Genomic DNA, 21374 nt, shown 5'->3' with positions numbered 1-21374 from the left:
TAGAGGTTAATCAGAAAAAATATCAATTGTTTATTGAAAATGAAGAGTAGATCTTCGAGGGACATCAAACCAACGTTTGCCGAAGTATGAGCAGTCAAAAATTCGGCATCCACCCTTTGAATGTGAACCAGATAAAAACCATCGATTAGTTTCAACAAACACTCGCTTAAAATCAACCGACAATCAACTGAGGGCGAATTAGATCATAAACAAAACTTTGTTCATTAGAGTGATTAAAGACTTGATTGACGACACCACCAGCCATATGTGAGTGTCCTCCACCAAACCCAGCACCTGTATCATTCAGAGCTCTCTTTATCACCTTAGCCACGTCATTTTTGGAGCACTCAGAACGTAATGAAACGAATGTTCTCTCATGGCTACGAGCACTTAACACTACTATATCTATTTCATCAACGGTCAATAGAAAGTCGCCAAGCACTCCCAACATATTTTTGGGACACCCTTCTGGTAAGCTCCCAAATGCGCAATTTCCATCTTTCCTTATAGCCTCAAACATGGAATCAAATAACTTTAATTCTTGATATTCGATTTGATTGCGACAAATGCGATTTACCATATTCATATCGGCACAGCTTTGGAGTTGAAAGAGAGCTTTGATATCAGCTTTATTCATTGCTCGGGTAAAGTTTGCCGTATCGAACGTTAATCCAACAAGTAAAGCCGTTGCTACGCGCTCTGGAATAGGCAGATCGTAATGATTAAAGTACTCAACCATAATGGAAGCTGTCGCTCCATAGTTAGGTCGAATATCGGAAAACCAAACGAAACTGGGGGCTTTAACCTGATGATGATCGATCACACCAACTTCTATACCTGGTAAATCGGTAACGTTTTTTTCACCAATACAGCCATCCACAACAATGATTTTATCATTGGGTTTTAGATCTAATCGATGTGACTTAACGATAGGAATATCAAGCCACCCAATCAAATTATGTAAAGAAACACGGTCAATAAAGCCTTGATAGGTAATGAGGGGTTTAAAGCCCTTCTTCCTAAGTAAATAAGCGAGAGCAAAAGCGGAGCCTACCGCATCATGATCAGGAAAGTCATGAGCTTGAATGATGATTCGTTCACAGTCCTTTAGGCGTTCCAGAAAATCGTCAAATGAGAAAATAGACATACTTCACCTTAACCGTTGAGCTTTTCTATTGTATTTAGAACAGTTTCAGTACCACTATCCAATTGACTAACCATCTCATCTCCATATTGAATTCCAATAAAAACGCCGATATCGATTAAGAGAAGAGTAATGATTTTTAACATGAGAACACCACCATTTATAAATAAAGCGAATCAATTGAGCTCTAAAAGTAAGAACAACACCCTCCTAAGCCTCTCAAATAGAAGCAAATTAAGAAACACTCCTCCCAAATTAACTAAAACTTGCTCACATTTAACAAAACAAACATTGACTTATATCTCATTGCGATCAATGCGCTATTGAGTGATATTCAACTAGATTATATGGTCTTGAGCTCATCTGACACTACGGCCATACGGAAGACTTATCTAATGACACGGAATAGAATTGTCACAGGTATGCTATTTGCGCTAGCACCAACTCTTAGTTTTGCTAACGCTGACAATCAATTTGAATTTTCGCACTCTAAACAGGGAACTGTATGTTCATCTAATCCTGATATTTGGCAACTTGGCGGAGAGCTGCAAGTTGATGCTCCTATCTCGCTGAATGGCAAGGTCATCACTCGCGGTGGACAAAAAAAAGCAAGCAATAATGTTGACCTATTCGCAGGGAAAGAATCCTCTACCGAACAACAATACATGACGAGTTCTATCGGATGTATACAATCTGACGACCCAATGTCATTGGTTGGTGCTGTCGCATCTTTATACGAAGTACAACACACCACATTGAGCAGCTCAGACATCCCACCGCCAGTTCGAGAGCCTGATCTGCCCAAAGCGCCAGAAATCGTCAAAGATCAATTTGAAACCAAAACTCAATTTGATCAACGCGTCGAAAAATTGCGAATAGAACGACAACAACAGATAGCCGCTATACAACTTAAATACCGTCAACAAGTAGAAGCTCGAAATGCCAAAATTCGAGTCCTACAAGAAGGGGCAGACTCTCGAAAGGGCAACTTGGGCGTGCAAAAGACTCGACTCGTCGCTAAAGCCTTTAGGGATGTAATGGGTAAACCGGTCGTCACAACAAAAAGTTATGATGCTGAAAACCAGCAAATGCACCTGTTATTTAAAGCCTCAAATCAGAACTACCAACGAGACATTATTCTAAATGTACCTCTTGAGCAGGCGCGTGATGTCTTCAGCAATATCAATAACCTTGACCTCGCACTCACCTACTCTTATGACGAGAATCAACTAGAGCTCGTAAATATAAAAGGCAACTACAATGACGTAATGTTCTCAGGGGATGTGGCTAAAAGTAATTATCAGCCCGAAGCTCTGAGTGTGGTTCTTAACAGTGGCCCAAGCAGTGCCGCGACTCCAGGGCTAGAGATGCAAAACCCTAACTTAATCGATGCGTTTGAAGTCGATTCACGCCTCTCGGCAACGGACAACACCGCCTCTGATGAATTGAAGCAACTACTTAATGGCTTTGTGCCTGTGGAAAGTAACTCATCCAACTGGTTCTTCAACCTATCTATCGAAGATTACGCAAATTCAGATCAAGTAGCCTTTGCGCGCAGCAGTGGTGAAGTGATGTCTGACGTCGCGACAAAAGTTCTGGGTGTTCCAGAAAGGCACGTCTACGAACTCATTGACCGTGACGCAACCAGTGGTGCGATTAAAGATAAGTTACGTTTAATGTTAGACAACGTCGATGAAGGCGATACGGTTTACTTCTACTACAGTGGACACGGTATCCCTGCGATTCCCGATAATGATCCTTACATTCTCCCGCAAGATAAGATCCCTGACTACATAACTGATGATGAGTTTTTCAAACTCGATAACCTCTACAAAACACTGTCTAGGAGTAAAGCAGGCAAGATAGTCGTTATGGTAGACAGTTGTTTCAGTGGAGCGACTGATGGTGTATCGGTCATCAAAGGGGTTGCCGCCTCCAGACTGGCACCGAAAAAAGTCAGTATCGATCCTGAGCGTATGGTCGTGATCACCGCGGGACGCGATAAAGAGTATTCCAATATGTACCAAGAAAAAGGTCATCGCCTGTTTAGTTACTACCTCATGAAGTCAATGATCGAGGGAAACAAGGATGTGAATACGCTTTATCAAGATGTTTACGACAAAGTGAAATCTGCCTCTTTTGAGATGGGGGATTTAAAACGTCAACATCCAACAATTACCGGTAACAAGACTATGTCACTTTAAGAGCATGTCTCTTTTAAAACTATTTCAATTTACAACCTATTTGAAACATTGATTAAGGCTTATATCCATGTTTAAGAAAACATTTTTAGCAACATCCGCTCTTCTTATCTCATCAACAGCTTTCGCTGCAGATGTAGAGAACTCTAACCTAGATATCGCGTTCCAGGGAGCTCATTTCCAAGGCGCTGGTAATCAAGTAACCATGCTGCGCGTTCCGGTAACCAACAAAGATACAGGACAAACCCAGTTCTTTGACATGAGCGCTCAATTTGCAGCCGACAAAAACGGTAATCTTGTGTTCAAAAACATGAGCTCTGTAAAATCCGTAGCTTTTGCAAGTGCGAATCAAATGAGAGCGGGACATTACCTCGATGAAGATGGGAAAAGTTGGTACGTTGACGGCCCTTCTACCGCCCCCGACGGGAGACTTGTATGGAGTTTATCATGTAGCAATCGATGCTTCGGTAATGGTTCCGCGAGCCTACAAGTTATGAGCGGTCCAGCAAAAGATAATGGGCTAATTTCTCAAATGGATGCGTATAAGATAATTATCAAAAACCCTACAAGTCTAAACTATGGACTTTTAAACGGTAGGTTTGTTGCAACTGCTGGACAAGCTGGGAACATGATCACAGTTGTTAGATATGATGCTAATGCAGAGCCGAGCCTTTCTTGGGCATTGCGTTCAGCTCCCGAGCCACAACCGGAAGACTAATGAAAATACTAGCGCTAATCATCTCCCTGTCGAGTGCTTGTGCTTTCGCTTCCCCGTCTTGGTACGGGGAGGTGCCATCAGACTCAACCTTGAGCTATGGGTTCGGCAAAGGCAACACTTATCAACAAGCCAAAGACGCGGCTTATCATGATCTGGCTAAAAGTGTTGAAAACCGAATAGTCAGTAAGACCACCAGTACTAAAACCTTCGAAAATGGCGAGTTGAAAAAATCTGCGGCCTCTCATAAAGAGTCCATATCCAATGTAGTTTTCCGAAACAACGTCACCATTATCAACAGTGAAAAATCGCAAAACCAGTTTTATGTTCAAGTTCAATATGACCCCGAGTCATTTGCACAAAAGCTCTCTGCTTGGTTAAAGAAATCACAATGTCACAGTGAATTACACCCATACTGGTCAACAACGACCATGCTACAAAATTGGGTGGAACAACATCAATGCTTACCGCATATAGATATCGAGCGGTTTGCTGGGGGCTGGATGCTTTCCAACAGTAGTGGCCAGTTAATACTACCGGAAGCAAAGTATAACCACCTATTTTTCAACTATTCAGATGAAAGTATAAAGATTCACTCATCCAAGCGACGACTCAATGCTGGCGACCATTACTTTATTCAACTCAACTCAAACCAAGCGGGTTATCTCTCTTTGTTTCAAGTTTATGAAGATGGCAGTACAGGCGTGTTAGTTGAAAACCATCAAGTCACAGATGGCGACTCTATCGAGTTTCCAGATAGAAATCAGTATGACGGAATCGAAGCGCTGCTCAACAACGGACAAGAGACATACGATACCAATATCGCATTGCTCTGCCCTACAAAAATAGACACCTCTCGATTTGAGCGATTGGATGAATCGCGTTTATCAACAGACACTCCAGGGTTTGGGTTGATCCTGAACTATTTCGAGCACTGTGATTTTGTCATGGAACGACTCTCGATAGAGAAAGGTTAACCCCTCGGTCAAGGAACAGATATGAAGAAAATAATTTGCCAGCTATCCCCTTTAGCGATACTGATCTCTAGTGGATGGGCATCTGCAGATACGCTGCAGCAAGCGTGTGAACTTTCAATTACCGAACAAAGTTGCCCTAGCGTCGAACATTTTGTCAATCAACCTTTTGAAGCGAAAGATGAGTTTGAAAAATACAAACTCTGCAGTGAAGCCCAATTTGATCTTTACAAAGTGCAAAAGAACTGCGAATTCGATCAATATGTGGCGCAAGCTCAACAAGAGTTTGATAAGTTTAAAATCAAAGTTTCAGAATCTTGGGATAATCCTACCTTTAGCGACCAATTTAAGTGGGTCAGCTACAGCCCCTCTCTACAAATAAAGCGTGAAGTTAACTTCGAGAAAAATACGATTCAAGTCACCACTATTGCAGGTGAAACAACCTCAATAGAAGAACTCAAAGAAGAGATCGTGCGCACGTCTCAGCTGACCATAGGCGAAGCCCAACAAGCCGATGCTTATACCTCTGAACTGATTGAAGCAACAAATGTTGAGAAACTCAGTGACAAGACATTCTTACCCGTTTCCGAAACACCAAAGGTTCAGGCTCAAGAGTTAGACAAGGCTCTTGAAACTGTGGCCGTGACCAAAGCCAAAGACAGTAAAGGCAATACCGTTCTCAAAGCCGTTATTTCTTTTCCGCCAAGTTGGCTTAATCGTAAAGAACAACGCTTTTTTGATACCGTTGAAGTTTACGCAGAAAAATACAAACTTGAGCCTGAATTTATCCTGTCTATCATCAAAACAGAAAGCGCTTTCGATCCTACAGCAACCTCACATGTTCCTGCCTTTGGCCTGATGCAAATTGTCCCAAGTTCCGCAGGATTAGATGCGACAAACTTCCTATTTGGTGAACAGCAGTTACTGAATAAAGAATACTTATTCGACCCCGAAAAAAACATTGAGGTCGGTACCGCTTATTTGCACTTACTACGATCTCGCTACTTCAAAGGCGTTACCAATGAAGAGAGCTTAAAGTACTGCATAACAGCGGCTTACAACGGAGGTATGGGGCCAATCTATCACATTTTCGGTGGCAAACGCTCAGTTGCAATCAAGAATATTAACCAGCTTGAACCACAACAAGTATTCCAAACTATCCAACAAAAGCATTCTGCTGCGGAAACTCGTAACTACTTGAAAAAAGTAAGTAAAGCAGAAGTTAATTACGAAAAGAATATGATTTAAGGATAAAACATGAAAAAGACTCTAATTATCGCTGCAATTACTACATTGTCATTTCAAGCAGCCGCTAACTCCGAATTTCCTAGCTGGCGCATGAACCCACAATTTGATTTGCCTGAAGGCTTAATCGCGGGTGTTGCTTGTGTTGAAAGTATGGGAGACATGACGCTTGATATGGACATCGCTTCAATGGAGGCGAGAGCATCGCTAGCCGCATCTCTCGAAGCCATGGTGCAAAAAGAGCTCGATACAAATCGAACCTCGGAGAAAAAGAAGATTGTAACAGCTGATCGTAAAGACAATGTTGTGACTACAACCGTAACCGCTAAATCGACCACAAAACAACTAACCAACCAGTTAATGAAGTTTACCTGGGTAACAGAAAGCGTTTCTGTAGAAAAAGATGTCGAAGAATATTTATGTACCCGTGTGGTTGCACGAGCACCTCAAATTGTTGCTGAATAAGGTTTTATCATGTCAGAACAAGCTCTACCTTCATCTGTTGATAAAACAGCACCAGAAGAAGGCATATCTTTAACTCAACAAGCTCCCAATGAAGATCAAAAAGATTTTCTTGAAATAATGAGAGAGAAGACACCAAACTCTATCCTTGCCATCATTGCGCTGATCATCGCAGGTGGTCAGTTCAACGATGCTATTGATATGGGAAGCAAAGGTTGGGACCTCTTAATTTCTAACTTTTCAGATGCTCCATCTAACGAGCGCCTTTCTAAAGTCTATATTCGTGCTTCCAGTGGCATTTTAGAAGAGACATTTGGCTCTCCGGTTTATACCAAGATGTCGAATGGTGAGGTACAGATAAAATACTACAAAGACAGTAAGTTTATTCTTTCTGCAATAACATCCAACGACACAATAGATGCTTTTCTCATTTTCCCTAAACCGGGGTTTATCGCTGATGTGAACTACCACGCAGGCAGCGCCACTTATTTGGAAACCAACTTCGTTAACTCGACAACAGAACATGCTGCCATATCCAATATTGCGCGTTCAGGGAATTATTACATTGAAGAAGCAGAAGGTGGTCGCTATGAACTGTTATACAGCTCTGTCGGTGGTTACAGCGAATACCTATCCCCTCTCTCTGCGCAACAACTCAAGTTACTCGCTGATTTTAATGACAAATTGATGATGGAAGAGAATACAAAAGATTCTCTAACTAAACTACGTAGTGAAATCAGGCCAAACTTTTATGGGTATACGACAGTCGATTTAGAATCACTCGCCCCTGCAATTCTTACCAAACTTGAATATGAATTAATCACTGATTAACAGCAGCGTTGGTCATTGATAATCGGTAATGTGTATATCTGATTCGATTGGTTCTACGTACATTGATGAACTCTTCGAGTTTGTTAGAACTGAGCAAATGTTCGAAAGTGCCAATAACTGAAAAAAAAGAGCTCCTCATATCGTAGGAGCTCTTTTCAGTTCAGTCACTAGAGATTCAAATAGCACAGCGATGCCGTAAATTAGCGACCAGAGTAGTACATACAGATTCGAACGCCATCGAACTCGCGAATCTCAAATGGGATCTCGTAGATAGACTCCATCACGGACTCTTCAACCACTTCCGAAACCTTGCCCGACTTGACCACTTGGCCTTTTTTCATCGCGACAATATTATCTGAGTAACAAGAAGCAAAGTTGATGTCGTGAATCACAATAACCACCGCTTTATTAAACTCATGTGCTAAGCGACGAAGCGTCTGCATGATTTCAACCGAGTGTTTAATATCCAGGTTATTAAGAGGCTCATCTAAGAACACATAATCTGTATCTTGCGCCACAACCATCGCGATAAACGCCATTTGACGCTGACCGCCACTCAGCTCATCTAGGTATTTGTTTTGAATATCGGTAATGCCAAGGTGCTCTAGCGCTGTATCGACGATCTTATGATCTTCGTCTTTCAAGCGGCCTTGAGAGTGTGGGAAACGCCCAAAACAGACCAACTCACGAATCGTAAATCGCATATTGATGTTGTTTGATTGTCTTAACACGGCAAGGTGTTTCGCCAACTCTTTGGTATCCCATTCAGCCAATAATTTATCGCCAATGACCACTTCACCCGCGTCACTCTCTGTTAAGCGACTCGCCATAGAAAGCAGCGTACTTTTACCCGCACCATTTGGGCCAATGATAGAAGTCACTTCTCCTTTAGGGAACATAGCACTGGCATCATCAACCACGAGTGACTTGCCATACTTCTTACTTAAACCTGTTAATTTAATCACTACTTACTACCTTTACTGAATTCTGGTGCGTAACAACAAGAACATAAAATACAAACCGCCGACCAAGTTAATGATCACGCTCACTGTGGTTTCAAAAGCCATCACTTTTTCGATAAACCATTGGCCTGAAACCAATAGCACGATCGCTAACAAGCTGCTCGCGAGAATAAGCACACGGTGTTGATAAGATTTGAATATCTGACGAGCTAAGCTCACGGTGATTAAGCCAAAGAACAGCACAGGGCCAACCAAAGCAGTCGATACTGCGACCATAACAGACACAATCACCAAGGTAATCTGAGTCAATCGCTTGGTGTTCACGCCCAAGCTTGTCGCGTTATCAACACCAAGCCAAAGCACATCAAGCTTGGGAGCCAACAACCACAGGCCAAGCAAGCTCAAACCCAGTGGAATAAGGCTGAGGTAAACCAGTTCACCTTTCACGTTATTGAAGCTCGCGAACATCACATTTTGCAGCACGGCAAACTCGTTCGGGTCAATCAACATTGCCAAGAAGTTAGCTAAGCTAGAGAATACGCTGCCGCACACAATACCAATCAACAACAGTGTAAATACGTTGTTTCGCTTACTCTTGAAGTAAAAATGGAACAACGCAAACGAGAACAAGATCATCACAGTCACAGACAATGAAAAGTTTGCGATTGAATCAATCACCCAGAAACTGGTACTGCCAAACACAAACAGAAGCACCGTTTGAACTAGCATATACAAACTGTCAAAGCCCAAGATGGATGGGGTTAGAATTCGATTATTAGTGATGGTTTGGAAAACCAATGACGATGCAGAAATCGCCACCGCCGCCAACACAATCGACAGAAGTTTGGGTAGTCGCAAAGACAAGAAGAACTCGTAGTTATCCGACGTAAGTCCCTGCCCCACAAATACTGCCGCCATACCCAAAGACGCGATAGCCAGAATCGCAATTTTTACTGAATCACGCATTCGACTTGTCTCTCATGATCAGGTAGATAAAAATCAAGCCGCCAAAGACACTGATTACCATTGAGATTGGAATCTCGTAAGGGAAGATAACGATTCGAGCTAACAAATCGCAGGCCAATACCAAGATCACGCCCCAGTAGGCTGTCCAAGGCAGAATTTTCTTCATGTTATCGCCCATCATCAACGACACGATATTCGGCACGATAAGGCCAAGAAATGGGATAACACCAACGATCATCACCACAGAAGAGGCGCAGATAGCAACCAATGCAACACCAATGAAGACGATCTTCTGATAATTGAGGCCAATGTTTTTTGCGAAGCTTTCACCAATACTTGCCGCACTGAACTGACTCGCAAAGTAATAAGCCAACACACATGCAGGAACCGCGAGGTAAAGGATTTCATAGCTGCCTTGCAATACACTCGCAAAGTTCGCCATCGTCCAAGCCGACATGGTTTGTACTAAATCGTATTTGTAAGCGACAAAGGTTGTTAGAGAGGAAATAACGTTGCCATACATGATGCCAATCAAAGGTACCAACACCGCATTCTTGAACTTCAAGTGTTGTAGAAAGCGGACCAATAGCATGGTGCCGAAAACCGCAAACGCGAAAATGAAACCTAAATAGCTCCATTGCGCTGCATTGCCCAGCACCAGAATACCGACTATATACCCAAGCATGGCGCAATCAATCGTGCCCATCGTCGAAGGCGCAGCAAACTTATTCTGAACAATCTGTTGCATTATCAAGCCAGCAACACTCAAGCCAGCACCGGCAAGCACAATCGCGAACAGTCGAGGGATCCGACTAACAACATAAATAGAGTTGGCGTGTTGGTTGCCATTGAAAAAATCGCTAAAACTGATCTCAGCGACTCCAATCATTAATGACGCAACGCATAACACAACAAGAAATACAGCAGCTGCAATGGGTTTCAACATAGAAGTAATACTAAAGGTAGGATCGGGGAGACCGTATAAAAAAGTGAAAAAAGGCTTATAAGAACACTCTTATAAGCCCGAGAATCTGATGATTAGTAACTATTGAATCGTACGTTCAATATCACCCAACATTCTGTGAATCGCTGTTACGCCGCCACCTACCAGATACCAAGCACTTGAATCAAGGTAAACGATGTTGCCTTGCTGCGCTGCTGGTGTTGCCGCAACCAGTGGGTTGTCAAACAGCTGTTGTGCGCGCCCTTCTGACCTACCGATCGCTTTTTCGCGGTCAAGCACGTAAAGCACTTCAGGTTTTGCGTCAGCAATGTATTCAAACGAGATTAAGTTACCGTGTGTCCCTTTGATTGGAGCCACTGTCGCACTCTTTGACTCCACAAAGCCAAAGTCATCAAAGATGATTGAGAAGCGACTGCCCTTATTGAACATCGCAATGTTGTTGCCGTTGTTCATTAGCATCATTGCTGACGTTTCGTCAGACGCGACTTTGTCGTTAACCGCCGTGATAGAAGCTTGAGTCTCTTTAATGAGCGCTTCTACTTTAGCTTGCTTACCAAAGAGCTTGCCTAGCGCGCGCCAGTTTTGCTGAGCATCAGCCCAGTATTTGTCACCTTCAATAGAGAACATGATGGTCGGAGCTATTTTTGCTAGTTGATCGTAAACCTTAAGCATACGGTTTTCGGCAATGATGATGTCAGGCTTCAGCATGTAGATAGCTTCAAAATCAGGTTCACTCAATGAGCCCGTATTTGCCGTCGTATCTTTGTACGAAGCTAGGTAGTCAGGCATTAGGCTGTGAGGCGCGCCAACTGGCTGTATACCAATCTGATCAAGCACATCCAAGCTACCAAAGCCAAGTACCACAACGCGCTGTGGTACTTCGGTAAACTGCGCCGTGCCCTTTACGTGTTCAATAGTGATTGTTTCCGCTTGAGCGGTCATTATCAATGATGATGCAAGAGCGATAGCAAGCCCACCCAATAACTGGCGAACTGAATTGATTGTTTTCTTCATGTGTCTTCCTTTGCCATGGATACAAACCACCACTCATGACAATAAAAGTCACATTACTCATAGATGAGCATGGGGCGTACACAACGGCTAAATAACGATAATTTAAAGTCTGTCATTGCTTTGACAACAAACTTGTAACGCAAGTGAGAACTATTATCAATTATATTTGCGTTAAATTAGCGACACAACAACTTTATTATTCAGAAATGTAAAAGTGAGTATTCATATTTTTCGTAGTCAGGAGAGATATTAGGAAACAGAAATAGCAAAAAACGCGAAGAGGGAAATGATCATCAATCTGAAGAAAAAACTGATGGGGAAAAGTGTCCGAAACCCTGCAATTACAACGCGAAAACCCTGTAATCACAACGCCAAACCCCAAAATTACAACGCTCAACCCCAGAGTGAAGAATCACAATTTACAATGTAAAGACCCTATATAACAGAGGCTTAACGATCACTAAATTAGCTGATCAATTAAAAGCCCTAATGACAAAGGATACGAAGCGGAGCAAAGTCAAACATCAGTCAGGCATCATAGTGAATCCCCTGACCTTCGCTCATTTAACCTTCAGTAAGCGATGGCAAATCAATCAAACATATTTTTGAATTTAATTGAAAATAGGGTTGTAAATTTAAAAACTAGGCGTATAGTTCGCCACTTAGCTCTAATCTATAGAGCTGTTAATGCTAAAGTAAGTCCAAGTTCCACATAGACAGTTCTCGATTCCCTCGTTACACCATCTCTGCGTCAGCTTTCACCTAGATAGTCATTCAATAGCTTTTAAATCAGATCCCACTACCGTTCTATTCGTCATTTGCTTTCTTTTTAGCGAATTCAAAATAGATCGACTTATTAAATATAAATGTAATAAACACAAGGCACAGTTATGTCACGCAGAACAACAAGACAAACCCATTGGTACCAACTATCACGCGAAAAAACAGTCAATAAACTAAAAGGTAATAAATGCTCAAGATTAAAATAGACTTACACAAAGAAGAGATTTCATGGGTCACCGAGATTCGACAGCTCAATAGCGATATACTCCACCGCCACATATTGCCCAAGCTACAACATCATAGTTATCTCATCGACTTTGAATTTAATGAACGAGAAAGCATCGGAACTATCGTTTCAGGCAACGGAAACACCCTAGGACATTTCACACTCCTATAGCATTTCCCATCGGCTACAGAAAGAAACACCGTCTAGTTCGACAGATATAAAAAAAGTCAAAGATGTCACCCTCAATTCGCTCTAGCAGAACAAAATAGAGTAGAAGTAAAACAGATCAGAAACCTAGCCTTTTTGCATTTCACACGCGGCTAACGCTAGCTAGGTTATCGTACTTCTATTAAAACCAACTTATATCGAACTCTGAATCACCAATGCGTCATTATCAGTGCATTCATGGACTAATAAGTTAACGGCATCGACCTTAACTTCTGATCCAAAGTATATAAGTGTTCTGCAGCTTGCATGTGTTGAGGGTAATCACTGAACTTCTCACGATTTTCCTCATTCATCTTACATGTCTCATCCACCAGCATTAACTTCCAATACAGCTTTGTTGTATGCAGCATCGCCAGTAAAGGTTTGAACACCTCTTTCTCATAAGCTTGAATCAACTCTTCAATCAATTCGTCACGCTCGTCTTCACTTGCGATTGAACCATTGGTTGCCGACAACACTTTTTGATATTTCAGATTGAGTTGCAGCTTATCCATCACCGTTTGGTTATCTTCCGCCAGTTCGATAAGCTTTGACTTAATGATGCTCAACCAATTCGCTTGGCTAAGAACCCCACCATCAACACTCTCAATATCTTCACGAATTTGACGCTCAACATCTTTTTGAGCTTTCTTTAAAACGCCACGCACCTTTTGAAAAGGCAGCTGAAATTCCTTACTTAGCTCGATAATCAGTTTGTGAAAACCACCATTTGGAAGGTGTAAGTTTTCCTTAAACGTCGCCATTGCAGCTTCTTGCTGGTCGGTAAGGTGAGTCATTCTGTTTCCTATTCTTTATCACTTATGGTGCTGAGCTCGCGATCATACCACTATATAACCTCGTTTTTTCGGTAACTTGATAGGTTACATCTAGCTACGTACTTAATTTCTCTCAACACGTTATCTTTTGGCTAGTTATTAATCCATATGGCGTTAAATGGTAAAACTGATCATCGATTAAAATCCATACTACACCTGTTCCAACAAAACAGACTTCTAACTTATACAGGTACTTAAATGAAAAAGATTGCACTTAAGATTGAGACTGTGCAAGTCGAATGCTCACCAAGCTCGCGACCATGATGGCTAAATAGAAACTGCCGATAATGGACTCCATGAACACAAAGAATTGAGCAATAGGCAAAGCCGGTGATATGTCGCCATAGCCAACCGTGGTCAAGGTGATAAAGCTAAAGTACATCGCATTGAACAAGTTGGTTAGCCAGATTTGCTCTTCTAACCCGTTAAATGCATTAGGGAAAATTTCTAAAATCAATAAGTAGATAGTCGACCAAGCGAATCCCAGCAACAAGTAAATACAGATAGAACCGACAATGTGGTTGGGTGTCACCGTCTTTGCTTTCATCACCTGTTTGAGAGCGGAATAAATGTGTGAGAACAGAAACACCGCCAATGCCGTTAACGTCACTATCGAAAGGTTATAGTCCTCCAAAAACGAGAATACTCCCGACACCGTAGCGGTTATCAATAGCAGACCATACCAAGAGCGATACAAGGCTCGCTCTTTATGTATTCCCACTATCGAAACAGCCAAAGTAATAATGATCAAAAACAGAATGGTCTTTTGACCTTGCGGATAAAACTGCTGCATCACCGCGCAACCAAAAAACAACACCAACAGTGCATAGAATAAGAAGTAGAAGTTGTCGTCTTTAGAGACTGGCTTCATCTATTTTTCCTCTGCCTCTGCTGGTTTTTTCTCAGTTTCTTCTTGGTTTTTCTCTTCAAGTCCAAGCCATGCCATCATCAGCTCATAGCTTAAACTCAGTATCACAGCACCAACAAACAGACCAACGATTCCTGACATCGCCATTCCGCCCAGTGCACCCAGTAGAATAACCAACATTGGGATATGAGAGCCGCGGCTCAATAGCATCGGTTTCAAAATAGCGTCACTGCCACTGACCAAAATACACCACACTAAGAACAGGCTCGCCGCTAGCGTCGATTCAACACTGAACATATAAATAATGGCAGGCAATAAAGCAAGAATCGGCGGAAGTTGGATGATTGCAATCAGCAGAACAGCTAATGCCCAAAACGCAGCCGCAGGAACGCCTGCAACCACTAAACCAATTGCTGACATAATGGATTGAATCACAGCAACACCTATCACACCCTGCACGACACTTCGTACCGTTGATTTAGATAACTGTACCAACTCTTCACCTTTGCCATCGGTTAGTCGAGCCACTAAGTGAGTGATCCCTGTTTGGCACTTATCGGCGTTACTCATAAATGCGCCAGCAATGATGGTAGAAATAATAAACTGAATAAAGCCACCACCTAACGATCCAAGAACAGAAGCCGCTTTCGTCGCAAACTGTTTCAGTTCGTCAGCATACTTTATGAACGTGCCTTCAATATTATTGGAGGCAGCTACCAAGGCTGAATACACCTTCTCCCCAATGAATGGAATATCTTGTAAGGACTCTTTCGGTTTAGGTAATGACAATGTGCCATCTTGAAGCCCTGTCATCAGATCAGAAGCGCTGGTGTAGATACCAGAAGAAATCGCCGCCAAAGGAATAAACAGAAGAATCACACCAATAAAGCTCAGCAATGCACTGGCTTTACCTTTCGACATTCCCGTCTTATTTGAAATGGCGACAGCGACTGGATAGAGCGCAGTCGCAATGATCGCCCCCCAAATAACCAATAGAATGAATGGGCGTAAAATCGCAAAACACCAGTAGACGAGCATAGCAATCGCTGCAATTTTGATGGCAGCGTCTATCGCCTGTTTTGAAAAATCGTCGGTTAACTTCATGAGACGTCCTTGTTAGACAAAATTAATGCTGATTTTGTAGAAACTTCCAATTCCGAGTTTCTAGGAATAAAGAGGCCAAAATCATATATATGCCAATTAGCAATAATTGGAATATGCGAACAAAAGTGTTGCTATCGATATCGCCGGAGCTCATCAATGTGCTACCGACAAGTACTAGCAAGGTACTGAATGCAGTGGCGAAAATCGGTGCTTTTTCGGGAACCGTGTAGATCTTCTTAGCAATCACAATAGCGACCAAGCCTATGAATAAAGAGTAGAAGATAATATTAGGAACAATCGAAAGGATTGAAAAAGCCGCTATCGCAAGTAAGCCACCAATGCCATTGCTGATCACCAGAAATGCACTTAATTTGACTGATTTTTCTGAAGTAATCATTAACAATAGCAACGCAATAAACATCATAGTTAACAATGCTTCAGATATCTAAAAAATAAAAAAAAGCACACAACGGGATAAGAGATAATCATCGCTCGGGAAGCCTATAACGTTGCATCACTAAAAAGCAAAACGCTTCCCGAAGGATCGGTTAAAAGCGTTTTGCGCTTTTTTGAGGGAGTGTTGACGGAGATGAGCTTAGAATGACGAGGTTATTTCTCCCTCGCCAGGATTAAGACCACTTTTAGCTCGCTCCAAATTTAACCGCGAAAGATCTGTGCACCAAGAACGATCTCACATGATCGTAAATCAGATTAAACACAAACGCGTAAATGGTAATAAAAATGGTCACGCCGATATCCATTAAGAATGCCTGCCAAATCCCCACATTAAGCAAAAAAGCCATCACAGGGATCGTCGCTATCAACAAGCCAGCTTCAAACAAAACCACATGGAATATTCTCAGCTTAAGTGAACGCTGAGATTTTTCACCCGTAAAGTAGCGATCAAAAATGCAGTTAAAACAGTAATTCCACATCATAGCGATAGTGGCGACAACTATCATGGTTCCTGATAATGCATTCACATCGTGATCGGTAAATATAGCTAAACCAATAATTGAAAGTGTTACGGCCAAAACTTCGAATAACACTGAGTGGAACACTCTTTCTAACGTACTCATACATTCCTCTAAATAATCTAGTATGGGTTGGATTAGCTCGGATTATGTCATCGAAAATAATAAGAGAAAGTTAACAGCCATCACGATTAGTGATAGCCTAAACATTATCACCCCAATTTGGTTTTGAGCGAGAGATAGCATGTACAGTTTTGAGCAACTAAAAGTTTTCGTCACTGTGTGTGAAAGTGGCTCTTTTTCGGCGGCGGCACGCAAGCTGAAACGCGCTCAGTCTGGTGTCAGCCAATCGATCGCCAACCTAGAAATAGCCATCGACCAAGAGCTGTTTAACCGCGAGAAAAACATCCCCGTTTTGACCAACACAGGTAAAGCGTTATTGCCTGTCGCTAAGGCGATTCTCGACCAACAAAAGTACTTCGACCAAAAAGTAGAATCGCTGACACAAGAAGATGAACACGAACTGATCATTGCCATTGATGAGAGCATCATAGATAAGAATTTCATTAAGATAATCAGCTCTCTAGCCGATCAATTCCCAATCACACACTTCGATATCATCACCACTTCAACCTTCGATGTTGAAGATTTGGTGAGACGTGGCAAAGCGCAGATAGGTATCATCTATGCGGATGGTGAACTTAAAGTGGATATGGACTTCTTCTTACTGGGCCAAGCACGCTTTCTTACGGTTAGCTCTGCCACGCACGAGCTGAGCCAAATGTCCGTTGTTCAAGACTCAGACCTAAAACGCTACCGCCAATGTGTGCATCGTAGTTCGAAGCAGCGCGAATTGTGGTTCACCTATGGCATCAGCTCCATGCTTTGGTATGCCAACAACCACAAAACGATCATCGATCTCGTTGAACAGAACGTAGGGTGGGCAAATGTGCCTGAAATGATGGTGATGGAAGGGATTCAGAAAGGCGATCTCGTAGCACTGCCAGTGGCACACGAGCATGGTGGTTGGATTACTCCAGTGGGTTGCTTAGTGTCTCGCAGTCATATCAATGGCCCAGTGTTAACAAGTTTACTTGAAAAACTAAAAGGCCACTCATTAGAGAACAATCAGTGGCAAGCCAACTAATCTCCCCCAATTCTTGAATTCAGCCTATTTTAGCAACTGAATCCTAAATCAATGACGGTGGTGTTTTCTCCAGCACTACCTCATTTCCACTTTTTGTGCCGATAATTTTCTTTGTCGTGTGGATAAAACACCCTAGTTGATATCCCAAAGTGACATAACTAGTATGCGATCCCAAGGGGGTTGTCTTATCAAACTGATATCGACAAAACCAAATCGCTCTTTAACACCACTGACCCAACTTCAAATCTCCCACATAAGTGCCCCTGCCCTGCAACCACTTGTGAAAGCTTCAAATAGATCACTTTTGAATATTGATTCGCACCCAGTTTATGAGCCCTCTTTGAGTGCTTTTTTATATCTAAATGAACCTTTTGGAAAATTTGTCGTGAACGTTTTAAGAAATATTTGCCCTGAGAAAATGGGTAAAGAGCGTAACAAACGAGAGTATGATTTACGCGTACTTAATTGTGTCAGTGAAAGCGAATATGAATCGCGTATGGCAGTATGGAATAGCTTAACTTTGGTTGCTACTCCGTCTGTTTCAGAAACAAAAGGCTTCATCGATGAGGCTTTCAACAAACTTCAGCAAGATTTGAAAGAAGCGAGCCGTGAGTTATCGATTAACTACACGGACTTCATTGCAATGGCGCATGAAGAACTCAACTACATTAAAGTGTTTGTTGCTAATAAGACCGCACAATACGGTTGGTATGCCGCGATCGTTCTTATGATCATCGGTACTGTTGCTCTATGCGCTCAGTAAACCAAACTGTGTATTCAATAAATTGTCTTAAAAGCTCAATCGATAGGTCAATTTAGTCTATCTATGACCCCGTTGTTTAACTAGAAAACAAATGGTTAACCTCATTTGTTTTCTAGCAGACACCCCTTCACTCTCCCATTAGAGCCAACAGATCCTGCGTCGCTTGTTTTGGATTTTCAGCGTGACATATCGCAGATACCAGTGCTAACCCATGAATACCGCTCTCGACTAACTGCGGGATGTTCGATTCGTTAATTCCACCAATACCGACAATCGGCAACGTTGTGGTCTCCAAAGCCATTTGAATGCCATCATAACCCCAATGTTTCTTTAGATTCGTCTTAGTCGGTGTGGCAAAAAGCGCACTGAGGCCAATGTAATCGATCGGCAGACTATCGGCTTCTTGAAGCTGTTGCTCAGTTTCGATCGACAGACCAAGAATCTTGTCTGGGCCAATCAACTGACGGGCTAACTCAGCAGGCATATCTGATTGACCTAAATGCAAGCCGTCAGCATCCACAGCCAACGCAACGTCCACTCGGTCATTAATAATCAACGGCACATTAGAACCTGCCAAAATCGACTTAACAGCTTGTGCTCGTTCAATGAAAGCTCTCACATCCCCATGTTTCTCTCTCACTTGGACCATAGTGACACCACCAGCGACCGCTTGTTCAACCACGAACTTAAGCGTTTCTAAATCTTGTTGGTCATCCGTTACTAAGTAGAGCTTATAAGGGTTCATATCGTGCCTTTGGAGTCGGAGTCTAAATTGCGTTTCTACCATTTTACCGACAATTCGCATCATGTGCATGGAAGTTAATAATAAATTAGCTCAATTAAGCACGCCCCACCCAATATGCAACCCATTGAAATAGTGTTAAAAAAACGAACTTTTTAACGAAAGCGTTACTTATTACACAAAGTATTCACTTAAGCCTGCCCAGAACACTGTTTTATGGAATACTTCGCAGTGAAGGAATCAGCTAAATATAGGGATAGTTATGCGCCACCTTTCTATAGCGTTTAAGATCAAGCTAGGTTATGCCATCTGCTTGCTCTTTTTCGTCATTTCAGGCTTTGTGAGTTACAAAGGTATCCAAACCTTGTCGAACGGCTTTAGTCAATACAGTGTACTTAGCCAGAAAGCGACACTGTCAGGCAACATTCAAGTGCATTTTCTGCAGATGCGCTTAGCCTCTGAACGTTATTTAAAGTCATTGGATGAGCAATACGAAGTAAATTATCAATCAAGTAAACTCGCGATTGATGACCTTCTGAACAACTTAATTCAAACCACTACCAAAACCGATAGCCTAGCTAGCCTGCAATTAGTGCAAGACAGCGTGGCGGCATTTGACACGGCTTATGGCTCAATGAAACAGAGCCAGCTGCTCATCGACCAATTGGTGAATGTCGAGATGGTCAAACGAGAAACCAACGCCCTCAAAGCCGCGCAAAGCTTGTTGTATGAGTCGTACAACAACAATGATCCAAACGCGAGCTTATACGCGGGTATGTTGATGGAGAACTTCCTCGCAGCCAAGATCACTGTACTGAGTTACTCAAACAACAACGACCTAAAAACCTATGAAGCGGGTAAAGATATCTTTGAATACGCGTTGCCGGGTATTGAAGGCGACATTGAGTCTCTCAAATCATCTCCATACCAAAGCGAGCTTATTGAAGACTTCTCTAACCAGCGCGAAGCGTATGCAAAAGGCTTTGAACAAGTTCATCAGCAGATGATCGAGAACACGCAAAGAACTGCAACGCTTGCCTCGATTGGTGACAGCTTGGCTGTCGCGGTCGCGGATGCTCAAAGTATTCTAGAGCAACAGAAGCAAGCACTCACGCCAGTACTGCAAGCCAGTGAAAAACGTTCAGTTCAAATCATCATCTTGCTAACGGGTGTCGCTTTAGTTATTGGCATGACGAGCGCCGTTTTGGTGACTCGCTCTATCACCAAAGGCATCGCACAAGTTAAACAGATCACCAATGAGCTTTCTCAGGGCAACCTGAATGTGGAAGTGAACATTGAGAGCAAAAATGAGATTGGTGAACTGCTGACTAATATGGAGATCACCATTGAATCTCTGCGCGATATTGTTGGCCAAGTGAACCGCTCTAGCGTGCGTATTGGTGAGATGTCGGAGTCACTCAATCAAGTGACAAACAACAGCTCGACCAATGCAACACAATTGAACAGTGAAATGATCAACATCTCTTCTGCCGTTGATCAATTGGCTTCAAGCACATCAGAAATTGCTGCAAGTGCTAACCACGCGTCTCAAGTTGCCAACCAAGCCACCGAGAATGTGGCGATGGGACTCAAAGAAGTAGACAAAACACTGCATGAAATTGGCAGCGCCGATGAAAGCATGCAGGTGAGCAGCCAAAAAGTGACTGACCTACACAAAGAGTCGATGAATATTGGCGCCATTCTTGAAGTAATCAAAGGCGTTTCTGAGCAAACCAACCTACTGGCATTGAACGCGGCTATCGAAGCTGCGCGCGCAGGTGAACAAGGTCGTGGGTTTGCTGTCGTAGCCGATGAAGTAAGAACGCTCGCTAAGCGTACCCAAGATTCAGCTAGCCAAATTGATGAGCTCATCACCTCGTTACAACGTGGCGCTAAAGATGCGTTAGAGTCGATCAAAGAGAGCCACAGCACGGTTTCAGATGCTTCAACTCAGGCACAGCAAGCTTCTCAGAACTTACATGTGATCAACCAACACATCCAAGATCTGAATCAGGCTAACAGCCAGATCGCAGTATCTGTCGACGAGCAAGATTGCTTAACCAAATCATTGGGTGAGAACGCGCAAGGTGCCAATACCATCGCGCAAAGCAACCAAGAGTCTGTCAGCAGCATTTCAGGTGCAGCGAGCGACTTAACCGAAGTTGCTCATCACTTAGAGAGCCAAGTGAATCGATTTAGAACCTAGCAAAATCGGCTTTAACACAGCAGGCAAGTTTCGAGTCATA

At 42.6% G+C, this 21374-nt stretch carries 20 protein-coding genes and 1 pseudogene; 10 read left to right on the top strand and 11 right to left on the bottom strand.

The features are described from left to right. Positions 1-172 precede the first annotated feature (172 nt). A complete protein-coding gene (locus tag OCV44_RS19250; RefSeq protein ID WP_139685228.1) occupies positions 173-1147 on the bottom strand; it encodes a DHH family phosphoesterase in 975 nt (324 codons plus the stop codon). Between the two features lie 392 nt (positions 1148-1539). Here OCV44_RS19250 and OCV44_RS19245 point away from each other — a divergent pair, with 392 nt between their 5' ends. From OCV44_RS19245 to OCV44_RS19220, 6 genes are all read left to right on the top strand, one after another. Beyond that, positions 1540-3348: a caspase family protein gene (locus OCV44_RS19245; RefSeq protein ID WP_246091772.1), complete on the top strand. Its 1809-nt coding sequence runs from the start codon at positions 1540-1542 to the stop codon at positions 3346-3348. Between the two features lie 67 nt (positions 3349-3415). Then, a complete protein-coding gene (locus tag OCV44_RS19240; protein WP_139685227.1) occupies positions 3416-4063 on the top strand; it encodes a hypothetical protein in 648 nt (215 codons plus the stop codon). After that, complete coding sequence (locus OCV44_RS19235; RefSeq protein ID WP_139685226.1) at positions 4063-5037, top strand: LPP20 family lipoprotein; 975 nt, start codon at positions 4063-4065, stop codon at positions 5035-5037. Before OCV44_RS19240 ends, OCV44_RS19235 begins: the two co-directional genes overlap by 1 nt. Positions 5038-5058: 21 nt before the next feature. Further along, complete coding sequence (locus OCV44_RS19230; RefSeq protein WP_017102533.1) at positions 5059-6282, top strand: murein transglycosylase domain-containing protein; 1224 nt, start codon at positions 5059-5061, stop codon at positions 6280-6282. A gap of 9 nt (positions 6283-6291) precedes the next feature. After that, positions 6292-6744, top strand: a complete 453-nt coding sequence (locus OCV44_RS19225; protein ID WP_139685225.1) for a hypothetical protein — start codon at positions 6292-6294, stop codon at positions 6742-6744. A gap of 9 nt (positions 6745-6753) precedes the next feature. After that, the gene (locus OCV44_RS19220) at positions 6754-7572 is read left to right on the top strand and encodes an ETEC_3214 domain-containing protein (RefSeq protein WP_139685224.1); all 819 of its coding nucleotides are present in this window, start codon (positions 6754-6756) and stop codon (positions 7570-7572) included. A 200-nt stretch (positions 7573-7772) separates the two neighbouring features. On the opposite strand, the gene OCV44_RS19215 is transcribed toward OCV44_RS19220, so the two are convergent. The 4 genes from OCV44_RS19215 to OCV44_RS19200 form a co-directional block, all read right to left on the bottom strand. Then, positions 7773-8537 (bottom strand): iron ABC transporter ATP-binding protein, encoded by a 765-nt coding sequence (locus tag OCV44_RS19215; RefSeq protein ID WP_139685223.1) that lies wholly within the window; start codon positions 8535-8537, stop codon positions 7773-7775. A 12-nt stretch (positions 8538-8549) separates the two neighbouring features. After that, positions 8550-9500, bottom strand: coding sequence for an iron chelate uptake ABC transporter family permease subunit (locus OCV44_RS19210; protein ID WP_139685222.1), 951 nt, complete (start codon positions 9498-9500; stop codon positions 8550-8552). Further along, positions 9493-10446: an ABC transporter permease gene (locus OCV44_RS19205; RefSeq protein WP_139685221.1), complete on the bottom strand. Its 954-nt coding sequence runs from the start codon at positions 10444-10446 to the stop codon at positions 9493-9495. Before OCV44_RS19205 ends, OCV44_RS19210 begins: the two co-directional genes overlap by 8 nt. A 99-nt stretch (positions 10447-10545) precedes the next feature. Then, positions 10546-11478, bottom strand: coding sequence for a siderophore ABC transporter substrate-binding protein (locus OCV44_RS19200; RefSeq protein ID WP_139685220.1), 933 nt, complete (start codon positions 11476-11478; stop codon positions 10546-10548). A 970-nt stretch (positions 11479-12448) separates the two neighbouring features. Between OCV44_RS19200 and OCV44_RS19195 the strand changes: the two genes are divergently transcribed. Further along, entirely contained in the window at positions 12449-12658 is a 210-nt protein-coding gene (locus OCV44_RS19195) for a hypothetical protein (RefSeq protein WP_004731601.1), read from the top strand. 239 nt (positions 12659-12897) lie between these two features. On the opposite strand, the gene OCV44_RS19190 is transcribed toward OCV44_RS19195, so the two are convergent. From OCV44_RS19190 to OCV44_RS19170, 5 genes and pseudogenes are all read right to left on the bottom strand, one after another. Next, positions 12898-13491 carry a hypothetical protein gene (locus OCV44_RS19190; protein WP_139685219.1) on the bottom strand — a complete coding sequence of 198 codons (594 nt, stop codon included), beginning with the start codon at positions 13489-13491 and terminating at the stop codon, positions 12898-12900. A gap of 253 nt (positions 13492-13744) precedes the next feature. Next, positions 13745-14401, bottom strand: a complete 657-nt coding sequence (locus tag OCV44_RS19185) for a potassium channel family protein (RefSeq protein ID WP_139685218.1) — start codon at positions 14399-14401, stop codon at positions 13745-13747. Continuing rightward, positions 14402-15502 (bottom strand): AI-2E family transporter, encoded by a 1101-nt coding sequence (locus tag OCV44_RS19180; protein ID WP_139685217.1) that lies wholly within the window; start codon positions 15500-15502, stop codon positions 14402-14404. A gap of 22 nt (positions 15503-15524) precedes the next feature. After that, positions 15525-16003 (bottom strand): annotated as a pseudogene (locus OCV44_RS19175) (DUF2955 domain-containing protein); the annotation flags it as partial. Between the two features lie 140 nt (positions 16004-16143). Then, positions 16144-16581 (bottom strand): PACE efflux transporter, encoded by a 438-nt coding sequence (locus OCV44_RS19170; protein WP_139685216.1) that lies wholly within the window; start codon positions 16579-16581, stop codon positions 16144-16146. Between the two features lie 139 nt (positions 16582-16720). Here OCV44_RS19170 and OCV44_RS19165 point away from each other — a divergent pair, with 139 nt between their 5' ends. Continuing rightward, positions 16721-17623, top strand: a complete 903-nt coding sequence (locus OCV44_RS19165; protein WP_139685215.1) for a LysR family transcriptional regulator — start codon at positions 16721-16723, stop codon at positions 17621-17623. A gap of 418 nt (positions 17624-18041) precedes the next feature. Then, on the top strand, positions 18042-18386 hold the full coding sequence (locus OCV44_RS19160) for a thiamine-phosphate diphosphorylase (protein ID WP_065104613.1): 345 nt from the start codon (positions 18042-18044) through the stop codon (positions 18384-18386). Positions 18387-18513: 127 nt separating this feature from the next. Here the strand turns inward: OCV44_RS19160 and thiE are convergent, their stop codons facing one another. Beyond that, complete coding sequence (gene thiE / locus OCV44_RS19155) at positions 18514-19131, bottom strand: thiamine phosphate synthase (RefSeq protein ID WP_139685214.1); 618 nt, start codon at positions 19129-19131, stop codon at positions 18514-18516. A gap of 259 nt (positions 19132-19390) precedes the next feature. Here thiE and OCV44_RS19150 point away from each other — a divergent pair, with 259 nt between their 5' ends. Further along, entirely contained in the window at positions 19391-21334 is a 1944-nt protein-coding gene (locus OCV44_RS19150) for a methyl-accepting chemotaxis protein (protein WP_139685213.1), read from the top strand. The last annotated feature ends 40 nt before the right edge of the window (positions 21335-21374 follow it).

It is taken from the genome of Vibrio tasmaniensis, from assembly GCF_024347635.1.
GTDB classification, from domain to species: domain Bacteria; phylum Pseudomonadota; class Gammaproteobacteria; order Enterobacterales; family Vibrionaceae; genus Vibrio; species Vibrio tasmaniensis.
Note: the sequence above shows the minus strand (reverse complement) of the source record. Positions and strands in the feature narration are given on the sequence as shown.